Origin of the sequence: Methylobacillus rhizosphaerae, assembly GCF_900187985.1 — a bacterium.
GTDB classification, from domain to species: domain Bacteria; phylum Pseudomonadota; class Gammaproteobacteria; order Burkholderiales; family Methylophilaceae; genus Methylobacillus; species Methylobacillus rhizosphaerae.
This window is the reverse complement of sequence record NZ_FZOA01000001.1, coordinates 73623-85881: the sequence shown is the minus strand read 5'-3', so window position 1 is coordinate 85881 and position 12259 is coordinate 73623. Positions and strand designations below refer to the sequence as shown.

Annotated in this window: 14 protein-coding genes; 5 read left to right on the top strand and 9 right to left on the bottom strand. The window is 52.2% G+C overall.

Annotation, left to right across the window (positions count from 1 at the left end; genetic code table 11):
• Positions 1 to 42: 42 nt before the first annotated feature.
• The 9 genes from rapZ to CHB59_RS00365 all read right to left on the bottom strand — a co-directional run bounded on the left by rapZ (position 43) and on the right by CHB59_RS00365 (position 7370).
• Positions 43 to 885, bottom strand: a complete 843-nt coding sequence (gene rapZ, locus CHB59_RS00405; RefSeq protein WP_089374257.1) for an RNase adapter RapZ — start codon at positions 883 to 885, stop codon at positions 43 to 45.
• Positions 886 to 888: 3 nt separating this feature from the next.
• Complete coding sequence (hprK, locus tag CHB59_RS00400) at positions 889 to 1848, bottom strand: HPr(Ser) kinase/phosphatase (RefSeq protein WP_089374256.1); 960 nt, start codon at positions 1846 to 1848, stop codon at positions 889 to 891.
• Positions 1849 to 1950: 102 nt separating this feature from the next.
• Positions 1951 to 2277, bottom strand: a complete 327-nt coding sequence (gene hpf, locus CHB59_RS00395) for a ribosome hibernation-promoting factor, HPF/YfiA family (protein WP_089374255.1) — start codon at positions 2275 to 2277, stop codon at positions 1951 to 1953.
• Between the two features lie 29 nt (positions 2278 to 2306).
• Positions 2307 to 3770 (bottom strand): RNA polymerase factor sigma-54, encoded by a 1464-nt coding sequence (locus tag CHB59_RS00390; RefSeq protein ID WP_089374254.1) that lies wholly within the window; start codon positions 3768 to 3770, stop codon positions 2307 to 2309.
• Positions 3771 to 3788: 18 nt separating this feature from the next.
• Positions 3789 to 4511, bottom strand: coding sequence for an LPS export ABC transporter ATP-binding protein (gene lptB / locus CHB59_RS00385; RefSeq protein WP_089374253.1), 723 nt, complete (start codon positions 4509 to 4511; stop codon positions 3789 to 3791).
• Positions 4512 to 4557: 46 nt separating this feature from the next.
• Positions 4558 to 5082, bottom strand: a complete 525-nt coding sequence (gene lptA / locus CHB59_RS00380; RefSeq protein WP_089374585.1) for a lipopolysaccharide transport periplasmic protein LptA — start codon at positions 5080 to 5082, stop codon at positions 4558 to 4560.
• Positions 5083 to 5140: 58 nt separating this feature from the next.
• Positions 5141 to 5836, bottom strand: a complete 696-nt coding sequence (gene lptC, locus CHB59_RS00375; protein WP_089374252.1) for an LPS export ABC transporter periplasmic protein LptC — start codon at positions 5834 to 5836, stop codon at positions 5141 to 5143.
• Between the two features lie 7 nt (positions 5837 to 5843).
• A complete protein-coding gene (locus tag CHB59_RS00370) occupies positions 5844 to 6368 on the bottom strand; it encodes a KdsC family phosphatase (RefSeq protein WP_089374251.1) in 525 nt (174 codons plus the stop codon).
• 3 nt (positions 6369 to 6371) lie between these two features.
• On the bottom strand, positions 6372 to 7370 hold the full coding sequence (locus tag CHB59_RS00365; RefSeq protein ID WP_089374584.1) for a KpsF/GutQ family sugar-phosphate isomerase: 999 nt from the start codon (positions 7368 to 7370) through the stop codon (positions 6372 to 6374).
• A gap of 128 nt (positions 7371 to 7498) precedes the next feature.
• On the opposite strand from CHB59_RS00365, the gene CHB59_RS00360 reads away from it, so the two are divergent.
• From CHB59_RS00360 to CHB59_RS00340, 5 genes are all read left to right on the top strand, one after another.
• Positions 7499 to 8581, top strand: a complete 1083-nt coding sequence (locus CHB59_RS00360; protein ID WP_089374250.1) for an NAD(P)/FAD-dependent oxidoreductase — start codon at positions 7499 to 7501, stop codon at positions 8579 to 8581.
• Between the two features lie 134 nt (positions 8582 to 8715).
• Positions 8716 to 9297 (top strand): superoxide dismutase, encoded by a 582-nt coding sequence (locus CHB59_RS00355; RefSeq protein ID WP_089374249.1) that lies wholly within the window; start codon positions 8716 to 8718, stop codon positions 9295 to 9297.
• Positions 9298 to 9401: 104 nt separating this feature from the next.
• Positions 9402 to 9713 carry a hypothetical protein gene (locus CHB59_RS00350; RefSeq protein ID WP_089374248.1) on the top strand — a complete coding sequence of 104 codons (312 nt, stop codon included), beginning with the start codon at positions 9402 to 9404 and terminating at the stop codon, positions 9711 to 9713.
• A 112-nt stretch (positions 9714 to 9825) separates the two neighbouring features.
• A complete protein-coding gene (locus CHB59_RS00345) occupies positions 9826 to 11865 on the top strand; it encodes a TonB-dependent receptor (RefSeq protein WP_245834979.1) in 2040 nt (679 codons plus the stop codon).
• 88 nt (positions 11866 to 11953) lie between these two features.
• Positions 11954 to 12226 (top strand): oxidative damage protection protein, encoded by a 273-nt coding sequence (locus tag CHB59_RS00340; protein WP_089374246.1) that lies wholly within the window; start codon positions 11954 to 11956, stop codon positions 12224 to 12226.
• Positions 12227 to 12259 lie beyond the last annotated feature (33 nt).

Genomic DNA, 12259 nt, shown 5'->3' with positions numbered 1-12259 from the left:
CTATCCTGTTTGCTTAACCGTTCTCTGGCACACCACCGCATGCTAGCCCTTCTCCAGGGTGCGATGCCGCACCAATACCTTGTGCTGCTGCTTGCCAAAATATGCCGCCAGCCGCTCTGCCAGGTAGACAGAACGATGCTGCCCTCCGGTACAACCGATTGCCACTGTCAGATAACTGCGATTATCGGCAATGAAACTGGGCAGCCAGCGTTCAATGAAACCACGAATATCTTCATACATCAGATGCACGCTCTCATGCTGATTCAGGTAATCGCAAATCACGGCATCCCGCCCGTTGAAAGGGCGCAGCTCTTTATCGTAATAAGGATTAGGCAGACAGCGTACATCAAACACATAATCTGCATCCAGTGGGATGCCATACTTGAAACCGAATGAGGAAAACAGCAATGTCAGCTCACCGTTCTTCTGGGTGACAAATTCCTTGACCCAGTTCCGTAAGGCATTGGCGCTGAGGCTGCTGGTATCTACACGCAAGCCCAGATCAACCAGACGCTCCAGCAAATGACGCTCATGACTGATACTCTCAGCCAGTGTACTGGTGTCATTGCTCAATGGATGACGGCGGCGAGTCTCGCTGTAGCGCTTCACCAAGGTTTCAGTGTTGGCTTCGAGAAACAGCAACTGCACCTCGATACCTTCATCCTTAAGCTTGCGGATATTGCCTGGCAACACATCCAGCGATGCGCTGCGTGTATCGATACTGATGGCCACGCGCTCATGCTGTGCCTGGTTCAGGTGTTCGGAAATTTGCGGCAACAACGTAGCGGGCAGGTTATCGATACAGTAATACCCGCTATCTTCCAGCATCTTCAGTACTATACTTTTACCAGAACCAGAAAGACCAGTGACGATAACGAGTTGCATAAATCACTCCGCCTGTTGTTTGAGCTTTCTTGCCGTACGCGCCATTTCGCGGTGCTGGCGCTGCATGAACTGCTTGGTGCCGTTGATACCGCGTAACAGCAGCATGTGGTTCCGCACTGCGACTTCGACCAAGACAGCAATGTTGCGCCCGGCAGCTACCGGAATCACCACTTTGGGTACTCTGACATCCAGGATGGTTTCATGCTGGGATTTAATCTTGAGCCGGTCAAGTGGCACCATGGTATCCGCCATTTCCAGCTGCACGATCAGGTCCAGGGGCTTGGTCGGCTTGACTGCATTATCACCAAACAAGGCGCGGATATTCAGCACTCCCAGGCCCCGTACTTCCAGAAAGTCCTGTAGCAAGGCCGGGCAACGGCCTTCCAGCCGATCTGGTGCAATACGATAAAAATCCACAATATCATCGGCCACAAGCCGATGTCCGCGCGAAATCAGCTCCAGCGCCAGCTCACTCTTGCCAATCGCAGGATTACCCTTCACCATGAGGCCAAACCCCTGTACCTCAAGAAACACGCCATGCTGGCTTTCGGATACGGCAACCGCCTGAGCCAAGTAATGGCTCAATACGTCCATCAACTCGGGACTACGTAGAGGTGAAGCAAATAAAGGTGTGTTGTACTCTTCCGAGGCTACAACCAGCTGCTCTGGAGCCTCCTCACCATTAGCCACGATAATGGCAGCCAGATCCGCGGAGAACAAATTCTTGGTCGCCTGCTGCAACTCCTGCGCCTTGAGGCTACGCAGATAATCCATCTCCGCACATCCCAATACCTGTACCCGGTTGGGATGCACAAAATTCAAATGGCCAATCAATGCCAGTGAAGGCTTGGTCACCGTCTCACTGTTCAACGGGTTATCACCCCCTGCCAGACCGGCAACCCATTTCAACTTGAGCTTGCGACGTGTGTCCTTGTACAGCTGGGTAACACTGATTTCAGCCATGTGCGCTTGATACCTTGGGAATAAAAATCAGGAGAAAAGACAGATTGCCCGGATGCCGATCATGTGTTCATTCATTAGGCATTCCGGGCAATTTATTCAGCGTTATTCAACAGCTTGATGCTTGAGTCCACCGGCAGCCTGATTGTGGCTGCCTGTTTTCTCCTTGTGTTTCAATATCTGGCGGTCAAGCTTGTCAGCCAGAGTATCAATGGCACCATACATGCTTTCTGCCCCACATTCCGCATGCAGGTCATTACCCGGCACATGCAATGTGGCTTCCGCCTTTTGCACCAATTTCTCCACACTCAGTGTTACCTTGAGGTCAATCACATGATCAAAGTGATTACTGAGTCGGGCCAACTTACTCTGCACATACTCACGCAAAGCTGGAGTAACCTCTAGATGATGTCCGTTCAGGTGCAAATTCATAACGCTCTCCTTACTAAAAAACGCACAAATCAAAGCGACTTGCGCTGGTTGGCCGCAGAAATCTGTAAAGACTCGCGGTATTTTGCAATGGTTCTTCTTGCCACCACAATGCCCTGTTTACCGAGAATATCCGCAATCTGGTTATCAGAAAGTGGCTTCTTCGGATTTTCCTCACTCACCATTTGCTTGATCAATGCGCGAATTGCCGTTGCTGAACAAGCGCCACCAGACTCAGTGGCAACATGGCTGCCAAAGAAATATTTCAATTCATATACACCACGCGGTGTAAGCATATACTTACGCGTTGTCACCCGTGACACCGTGGATTCATGCAAGCCAAGCTCATCGGCAATCTCCCGCAGAACCAGGGGGCGCATCGCCACTTCCCCATGTTCAAAGAAATGGCGCTGCCTATCCACAATGGCCTGTGATACCCGCAATATGGTGGAGAAACGCTGCTGAATATTCTTGATCATCCATTTGGCTTCCTGCATCTGGCTGGTCAGGTACTGCCCCGAGCTATCCCGGTTGCGTTTCAGGATATCCGCATACAGCTGGTTGATCCTGAGCTTGGGTACAACCTCATCATTGAGGCTGGCCAGCCAGACGCCCTTGACCTTTTTCACTACAATTTCATGCTGGATATAATGGTCTGACGCAATATGGCTGAATCCCGAACCTGGGCGCGGATTGAGCTGAACAACCAATTGCTGTACCAGCTTCAATACATCATCATCGCAATGCAGTAATTTGCGCAAACGGCCGTAGTCCCGGCTCGCCAGCAAAGGCAAGTGATGCTCAGCCACCTTGATCGCCAGACCAACATGTGGCGTTTCCCCAGGCAGTGCTTTCAGTTGCAGAACCAGGCACTCCGCCAGATCGCGCGCGCCTATACCAGGCGGATCAAGGTTCTGGATATGTTTCAGAGTGGTTTCCAGTTCGAGCAATTCGATCTCAAGCTCTTCCGGCAACAATTCCGCAAGATCTTCCAGTGATTGCTCGAGATAGCCATCATCATTAATGGCATCCACCAGCACCATTGCCAGGGTCTGATCACGCTCGGACAATGGCAGCAACTTGACCTGGCTTAACAGGTGCTCGCGCAGGGTAAAACTGACAGCTTCCTGAAAGGTGAAATCGTTATCGTCATCATTGTTTGAGTTTCCCTCCTCCCAACGATTACTGCCCTGAAAAGACTCATAATAATCATCGCCGCCACTGAATTCCTCCATGCGCGGCAATTCCTCGCTGGCAGGCTCAGGTGCCTCACTGGTCGCACTCGTTGCCTCGGATACAGGCGCATAGTTTTCCGGAACATCCCCACCCACTCCATCGGGCCCATCCACACGCTCCAGCAAGGGATTGGCCTGCAGTAAAGATTCGAGTTCCTGATTGAGTTCCTGTGAAGATAATTGCAGCAACTTGATTGACTGCTGCAACTGCGGCGTCAATGCAAGGTTCTGAGAAAATTTTAGTTGTAAACTATGCTTCATCGTTCTAATCGGTCAATACTACAGACGGAAGTCCTTGCCGAGATAAACTTCTCTGACGCTATCATTGTGAATAATCTCACTGGGCTTACCTGCGGCAAATACGCGGCCCTCATTCACAATATAGGCACGGTCGCAAATCCCCAGTGTTTCACGTACGTTATGATCCGTAATCAGGACTCCAATGTTACGTTCCGTGAGAAAACGTACAATTTTCTGGATATCCAGTACCGCAATCGGGTCAATTCCTGCAAATGGCTCATCCAACAGGATAAAACTTGGATTGGTAGCCAGGCATCTCGCAATTTCGACGCGCCGACGTTCACCACCAGACAGGCTCACCGCCATGCTATTGCGGATATGCGTGATATGAAGCTCATTGAGCAGAGACTCAAGCTGTTCCTCACGCTGCGCATCTGTCAAAGGCTGCAACTCCAGAATCGCCTGGATATTTTCCGTCACTGTCATCTTGCGGAAAATAGACGGCTCCTGCGGCAGGTATGCCAACCCCATGCGAGCACGTTGATGTATAGGCATGCGGCTGAGATCCTTGCCATCCAGCAGGATACGGCCGCCATCCAGTGATACCAACCCGACCATCATATAAAAACTGGTCGTCTTTCCTGCTCCATTGGGCCCCAGCAAACCGACCACTTCACCACTATTGAGCTGCAAGGAGATATCCTGCACCACAGTACGTGACTTATACTTTTTACGCAGACCTTCTACGATTAATGCACTCATTTACACCACAATCCAGATAATCCAGTCATTGAGACGGAGCATAACTTCAGGGAGTTTCTACTGCAGGCGTTGCACCATCAGATGGTTTTTTCTTAGGCTGAATCACAGCACGTACACGCCCTCCAGGTGTTTCAGGGGTAGCTGCCTGTGAACCGCCACTGATGACTTCCGCATATTCGGCATTGGCGTCATACATGATGTAGTCACCATGCACGATATCTTCACCACGCTTGACCCAGGCCTTGGTATACAGCTGCACCTTGTCCATGCGTCCATCATACTCTATACGCTGGGCGCTGCCTTCCATGTACTCATTCTTGCCATCCCGTTTCTGCTTGAAGGTAGTTGGATTTCCATAGGAAGTACTATGCTGGAACCCTTCCTTGTCCTCACGCACCACCAGTTTATCTCCACGAATCATCAATGTTCCCTGGGTCAGGATGACATTGCCCGTATAAGTACTGGTTTTCTTGGCATCATTGACCTGCACGGCATCCGCCTCAAGCTCAATCGGCTTTTCCCGATCTGCTTTTTCTGCATATGCTGTACTGACCAGCATACACCCCAGCATGGTTAACAAAAAGGAATAACGCAGGATGCGCATATAGTCTCCGCTGAAGATTTTCGTTTTACTTGGTTTTAGCTGGCAGCTTAGCATTTTTGCTACTCACAGGCTTGGTTTTAGTCTGCTTGGCTGCCTTGTTCGTCACTGTTCCTGCCCGACTCGCCGGCTGCGCTTTTCTTGCAGGCGCCGGACGCTCGTAATGGCTGCGTATACGCTTGTTCAACTGTATCGTCTGGTTTTTCTTGTCGTAGTACATTCCCACTGCACGCACAACACTCTTAGGCCCCTGGGTAATAACCACAGGCTTGTCAGTGGATGCGACGTCATTGTCAGGCTCCACCTTTAAGTAATCTGTTGTCAATGTCATTTCCGGACGATCACCAAACGCCTGCCGAACGACGCGCACATCATCATAGAACTCCACGACATCCGCCTTGCTGGAAACAGTGCCACGCTTGCTTTCAATCGTTGTCACCGGTTGTCCTATTCCTTGCTGGGTCAGGTAAGGCTTTTCCAGCTGCGTAGTATCATCGTCCGGATAGTGCCGCATCTCGGAAGCCTTGAGAATATGGCTGATATTACCGTTGGCATCCGTTCTGGTAGTCACAAAATTGTTCAGGATGTAATCGGGATCATGGCGTGCGTTACCGTCCACCCTGGGCTCGGGTGCCTGCACTGTCCGGTCTATCCACAAAGTGATCAATGCCAGCAAACCCAGCACGGCAAGTGGAAACAATATAGTATTAGTGCGTCCCAGCATATCCGACTTACTTCAGGTAAGGTGCCATTTGCGCATCGAATGTACCCTGCGCTTTCATGAGCATTTCACATACTTCACGCACGGCCCCGAATCCCGCCTGGCGCTCAGTCGTATAATGGGCATATTCCTTGACCAGTGGCATCGCATGCGGCACGGTAATCGCCAATCCGGCACGGCGCATTGGTGGAATATCAATCACATCATCTCCCATAAACAGGCACTCTTCTGCAGATACGTCCTGTTGTTCCAGCAGGTCATTGAATGCTGCCAACTTGTCATCCACGCCCTGGTACAGGATATGCACGCCGGTATTTTCTGCACGCTTGACGACCACATTCGATTTCCTCCCTGTGATATAGGCCAGGCGTACACCCGTGTTGCTGAGCATTTTCATCCCCAGGCCATCCTGCGAATGAAATATCTTGTACTCCAGGCCATCATCACCCAGCATTAATCCACCATTGGTCAAAATACCGTCAACATCAAATACTGCCACCTTGATACGCTTTGCACGCGCTTCCAGAGAAATCACCTTCTAAACCACCTTTGCCATAAGTAGATCGTGCATATTCAGCGCCCCGACCAGATTGTCCTGCTGGTCCACGACCAGCAGGCTACTAATTGAATACTGCTCCATCAAGGCTACGGCATCAACTGCCAGCTGTTCCGGAGTAATAGTTTGCGGTTGCCTGTGCATCACATCACGCATCAGGGTGGCATGAATATCGATTCCCGACTCGAATGCACGACGCAAGTCGCCATCCGTGAAAATACCCGCTGCGCGCCCATGCTCATCCAGCACAGCCGTCATCCCCAGGCCTTTACGCGACATTTCCAGCAAGCCATCCTTGAGGCTGCGACTGGCTTCGATGACAGGAATCGCATCACCTTGCCGCATGACATCTTCCACATGTACCAGCAGGCGTCGCCCCAGGGAACCTCCCGGATGCGCCAGGGCAAAATCCTCTTTTGAGAATCCACGTTGTTCAAGCAAGGTCACCGCCAACGCATCTCCCAGCGCCAATGCCGCAGTGGTACTGGCTGTAGGCGCCAGTCCCAGGGGACAAGCTTCTTGCGACACATGAGCATCCAGAAACACTGTCGCCGCACGTGACAGCGTGGAGGCACGGTTACCAGAAATACTGATGATGGGTGCGCCAATCCGTTTGAGTGGCGGCAGGATAGCCAGCAACTCATCGGCCTCGCCTGAGTTGGACAGCGCAATCACGACATCCCCCTGCGTGATCATCCCCAGATCGCCATGGCTTGCCTCCGCTGGGTGCATGAAAAAAGCAGGCGTTCCGGTGCTGGCCAATGTCGCAGCAATTTTATGACCGATGTGCCCTGATTTTCCGATCCCGGTCACGACAACTCGACCACGACATTGTAAAATAAGCTCAACTGCGTTGACGAAGTTTTCATCCAGGCGCTCGGCCAATGCCTGCACTTCGCGCGCCTCTATCATCAAGACTTCGCGCGCAAGCTGCAATGGCGCTGTTGCGCTGTCGCTTGTCTTTAACTTGGAATTTCCCATATCTGCCAAGTATAAAAGGGAACGTTCCCTGAATAAAGGATATGCCGTCAAAGTCGGCATAATTTTTGCGTGAATAATTTGCCAAGCCCTGAAAGTCGTTTCATTCAGCCTCCCCGGAACTCCCAGCCATGAGCCTGCACGTATTGATTGCAGGTGGCGGCATTGTCGGCTGCCTCACTGCCATGGAACTGGTATCGCGTGGTTGTAAAGTCACCATTGTCGAGCGCAACCAGATTGCCAGCCAGACCTCGGGAGAATCCTCGTGGGCAGGAGCAGGCATCATGTTCCCCCTGCTTCCCTGGATGTATTCCGATCATGTCAATACCTTGACCAACCATGGTTCTGCCTTGTACAACGATATTTGCGCGCGCCTGTTCAGGGAAACCGGCATAGATCCGCAACTGCTTCACTCAGGTTTTCTATTGCTCCCGAGTTTTGATCGAGAGGCAGCGCTGTCCTGGTGCGAGCGCTACCGTATGACAGTGGAGGAAGTGGAAGCCTCCCGATTCGGGGTGCAATCTTCCAGGGGGGAAAATGCCTTGTATCTGCCTGACGTCAAGCAGATACGTCCTCCGTGCATCATGCATGCATTGCGTGCCTGGCTGGAATCGCACGATGTAAGGTTATTGGAGCATACTGAACTCGTGCCCCTGGCTACCGGCGAATCCAAGCTGACTTCATGGCGCACCACCAATGGTGAAACCCTGCAGGCAGATCGGTTCATCGTGACTTCCGGCGCCTGGAGTTTTGACCTGTTGAAAGAAGTGGCAGACAAGCTGCAGATCAAACCCATGCGTGGACAGATTGTGCTTTATAAGCCGGAACGTGTTCCAGACACCGTGATTTATCGGGAAGGTTTTTACCTGGTACCCCGGCGCGATGGCTACTTGCTGGCTGGCAGCACACTGGAAGATGTAGGTTTTGATGCATCCACGACCGGCACGGTACGCGAGGAAATCTGCGTCAAGGCAGAAGCCCTGATGCCAGAGCTCCACCAGCTTCCCGTCATCAAGCACTGGAGCGGGCTGCGGCCTGGCACACCAGAGAATATGCCCGTCATCGGCCCGCATCCGCAAGTAGAAAACTTGTTCCTCAATACAGGCCACTTCCGCTATGGCCTGACCATGGGCCCTGCCAGCGCCAGCCTGATTGCTGCATTGGTATGTGGCGACAAGCCCTGGACCGATCCCACCCCATTCGCCCTGCCCTGATATCTCCCAAGTGCCTGTCTACGGACAGGCATGTTCTGACTGCATTCGAGAATGATTTGCGCTACCTCAGCATTTTTTCTCTTATGGCAAAATGCCTGCCAATTTCTTGCAACCAAATATGAAAAGGAATAAGCATGGCTCATCAACTTCCTCCGCTCCCTTATGCCAAGGATGCCCTGGAACCCGTCATTTCTGCTGAAACCATCGACTTTCACTATGGCAAGCACCATCAGGCTTATGTGACTAACCTAAACAACCTGACCCAAGGAACTGAGTTTGAAAATGCCTCTCTGGAAGAGATCATCAAGCAATCTTCCGGCGGTATCTTCAATAACGCTGCCCAGGTCTGGAACCATACTTTCTACTGGAATTGCTTCAAGCCAAACGGTGGTGGCGAACCTACAGGCGTACTGGCTGATGCCATCAACAAGACTTTTGGTTCTTTTGAAGAGTTCAAGAAGCAATTCACCCAGAAGGCCATCACCACGTTTGGCGCCGGCTGGGCATGGCTGGTAAAGAATGCTGATGGCAGCCTTGGCCTGGAAAGCACCAGCAATGCAGAAACACCGCTGACCAAAGGACAAACTCCATTGTTGACCATTGATGTATGGGAACACGCCTACTACGTGGATTATCGCAATGCACGCCCCAAGTATGCGGAAGAATTCTGGAATATCATCAATTGGGATTTTGTGGCTGCCAATTTCACAGCCTAAAACCTCAAGCGCAGCTATCCACCATAGCTGCCCTCCAGCGTACGGTCAGGATCATTCATCTCCTGACCGTTTCTTTTTTCGGCTCACCCTGCTAGAATGCAACTATGTTGCGAAAATATCTGCATGCCTATGTGCTATCCCTATTGCTGCTGTTCAGCCAGCAAGCGGTTGCCACGCATGCAATTTCGCATATTGAGGATCAGCACACCCAAACCAAGGCGCCGCACTCTACATTCTGTGAGCAATGCTTGCACTTCAGCAGCATGGGCAGTGCGATCCCGGTCACACCGCATGTGCTCCATGCTGCCACTGCATACGAACACACCTTCACACCGCCTGTTTCCCGGCAAAGCATAGATTTTCCTGCCAGTTACACTTGCCGCGCGCCACCCCTGACACTCGTTTCAACGTCATAACTCAAGATCCGGGATGTTGCTATCCCTAAGTGTTACCAGCATCGCACCCATCTGCAGCATGCCTGGCACACCAGTTAACCATTGATACGAGAAGAATATGCAGCATTACAGCATGGCGCCTGCGCCAAAGAAAATCCTGCTTGCCATCAGCGTTGCATTTGGCAGCACCTTATCCATCCCACTGGCCAAGGCCGCGGACAACATTGAACTGCCGACGATTGCCGTCACAGCCAACCCTCTGGGAGTCGCCTCTGATGAAATGGTAACCCCGGTTTCCACGTTGAGCGGCCGGGAGCTCTCACTCCAGCGTGAAAGCACGCTGGGAGAAACCTTGAAATCCATTCCAGGCGTATCCTCGACTTATTTCGGCCCGAATGCCTCCCGCCCTGTCATCCGCGGACTGGATGGGGAGCGCGTGCGCATGATGCAGAATGGCGTTGGTATCCTGGATGCTTCCAGCCTGAGTTTTGATCATGCAATTGCACTGGATCCACTAGTCATCGAGCAGATTGACGTAGTCCGCGGCCCTGCTGCCTTGCTCTATGGTGGCAGTGCAGTAGGCGGCGTGGTGAATGCCATTGACCACCGCATCCCCAAAGAAGCCATTGATGGCATCACAGGCCGTAGCGAGGTCCGGTTCGGTGGTGCAGAAAACCAGAAAAATGGTGCCATTGTGCTGGATGCAGGCAATGGTGTGCTGACCATTCATGCTGATGCATACAAGCGCAAGACCGATGACCTGGATATCCCGGGTTACGCCATGTCCCGCCGCAAGAGTGAAGCCACAGGTGAATCCCGCGAACACAAGGGCAGACTGGTCAATAGTGGTTCAGATGCAGATGGCGGCGCCATCGGCGCATCCATCGCCCTGGAAAATGGCTATGTCGGCATGTCCTATTCCACCTTCAACAATAAATACGGTACCGTCGCCGAGCCCGATGTCACGATTGACATGAAAAGTGACCGTTGGGATTTTGCTTCGGAGTTACGTGACCTCGGCACCATTATCAGCAAGGTCAAGGTACGCATGGCCTATACCGATTATAAACACCGTGAGCTGGAAGATGGCGAGGTAGGCACAACCTTCAAGAATCGCGGGGTGGAAGGCTCTATCGAAGCCACACATGGCAACATTGGTCCATTATCTGGCGTCGTTGGCGTGCAGTTCCACAACTCCCGCTTTGAAGCGTTGGGCGAAGAGGCCTTTGTCCCAGCAAACCGCACCAGCACACAAGCCGTGTACCTCTATGAAGAGCTCCCCCTGGACACAGTGAAGCTCACATTTGGCGGACGCGTAGAACATGCAAAGATAGAATCCAGGGGCGGGGCGGATTTCGGCCCCAGCGAATCACGTTCGTTCACACCCTACAGCCTGGCAACCGGTGCCCTGTTCACTCTCAACGACCAGTGGTCGCTGACTACCAACCTGTCGCACAATGAACGCGCTCCCAGCTATTTTGAGCTATATGCCGATGGCGTGCATGTCGCTACCGACCAATACGAAATTGGTTCCAGTAATCTGGACAAGGAACGTTCCAATGGCATAGATGCGCAACTACGCTGGAAACAGGATCACAATAGTTTCAGTATCGGGGCTTATTACACCCGCTTCAGCAACTTCATCGGCCTGTTCAACAGTGGCAATCTCGTCAATGAGGAAGGCGAAGCAGGCCAGGCGGATTCCGATATCGCAGAAGCTGAATTCAAGGGTGCCAGAGCAGTATTCAAGGGTATTGAGGCAGAAGGCAAGTTCCGCGTTTATGACAGAACCGGTTCGCTGGACCTCAACCTGCGGGGAGATTATGTGCGCGCCACCAACCGCGACACCGGCGGCTCCCTGCCGCGCATCTCCCCACTCAAACTCGGCTTCGGACTGGACTATCGCTACAACCGCTTCGGCTCCAGGCTCGACGTATTACATGCATTCAAGCAGAACCGTACCGATGAGAATGAGCTGACGACTGATGGCTACACGCTGGTCAATGCAACATTGACCTATAAGCTGCCCAGTCCCCAGCCCTTCCAACTGGAAGCTTTCGCCAAAGCCTATAACCTGCTTGACCAGACCATACGTGATCATACTTCCATCCTCAAGGACATTGCCCCCATGGGTGGCCGTTCCCTGTTGGTCGGCCTGCGCGGCGAGTTCTAGACACAGGCAACAAGCTGCAGGCTATCGCACCAGCCTGCAGCTTGCGTTATGATATGGCTCTTCTTCACGCAACTTTCTGAGCTGGATCATGGCACGCACTGTTTTTTGTATCAAATTGGGCCGCAACGCGGACGGACTGGACTTTCCACCATATCCTGGCGAGCTGGGCAAACGTATTTACGAACATGTTTCCAAGGAAGCCTGGGCAGGATGGCTGAAACAACAGACCATGCTGGTCAATGAAAACCGCCTGAGTCTTGCTGATGCGTCCGCACGCCAGTACCTCACCCAACAAACCGAAGCCTATTTCTTCGGAGATGGTGCTGACACGGCTTCAGGCTATGTCCCACCCAACAGTTGATCAGTTTTCATTAAATTGTCATATTACGGGCAT